Consider the following 863-nt stretch of genomic DNA (forward strand, 5'->3'; position numbering starts at 1 on the left):
CCGGCACGCGCCATCAGCAGCTCGGTCGCCAAGTGGCTGGTGAAGCCGACGCCGGCGGTGGCGAAGCTCATGCTGTCCGGCTTGCGCCGCACCAGATCGAGGAACTCCGCCGGGGTCGCGGCAGGTACGGCGCGGTTGATGACGACGAAGCTCGGTGCACTCGCGGCCAACACGACCGGCACATAGGACCGATCATTGTCGTAAGGCATCGGGAACAGGAAAGGCGCGATGCTGAACTGGCTGTTCGAGCAGATTGCCAGGGTATGCCCATCCGGACGGGCGCGGACCGCCATGTCCATCGCCAGCGTGCCGCCGGCACCTGGGCGATAATCCAGCACCGCGGGTTGGCCCCATTCAGCCTGTAAAGCATTGCCCATGGGGCGGAACACCACATCGGCCGGCCCACCGGCGGAGAGCGGCACCACCAGCGTGATGGTGCGATTGGGGAAGCTGTCCTGGGTCTGGCCAAGGCGAGGGACGGCTAGCAGCGGCGCGGCCAACAGGCTTCGGCGACGGATCATGGGCAGCATCCTTTCAAAGCCTGCCGGTCACTATACCCGCTGCATCAGCGTCGCTCCCTGTGGAATGTGTCGCGAGCAGGCAAAAAGCGATGGTGATTTGCCTTGCCCCGCCTTCACGGCTCTTCCGCAGGAAGCGTGGTTCAGACGGCGAGGAGCACGCGGCGGCGAAGAAGATCGAAGCTGCTGCGTCCAAAGGTCTGCCGCTTTAGCATCTTCAGCTTGCCCACTTGTCCCTCGGTTTGTCCGCTGCTCCATGTGCTGGTGAGCGCGGCTTTCACCGCTGCGCCGTCCTGCTGCAGCCCGGCGGCGAAGGTGGTAACGGCGGCCACACCGCTCCGCCGG

The 863-nt window shown here is 65.7% G+C and carries 2 protein-coding genes; both read right to left on the reverse strand.

Features of this window, described 5'->3' with window-relative positions:
- On the reverse strand, window positions 1-521 hold a 521-nt coding region (locus E2C06_RS36720), incomplete at its 3' end, for a Bug family tripartite tricarboxylate transporter substrate binding protein (protein WP_277751927.1).
- A 140-nt stretch (window positions 522-661) separates the two neighbouring features.
- On the reverse strand, window positions 662-863 hold a 202-nt coding region (locus E2C06_RS36725; RefSeq protein WP_206664856.1), incomplete at its 5' end, for a transposase.

Origin of the sequence: Dankookia rubra, assembly GCF_004355005.1 — a bacterium.
GTDB classification, from domain to species: domain Bacteria; phylum Pseudomonadota; class Alphaproteobacteria; order Acetobacterales; family Acetobacteraceae; genus Paracraurococcus; species Paracraurococcus ruber_A.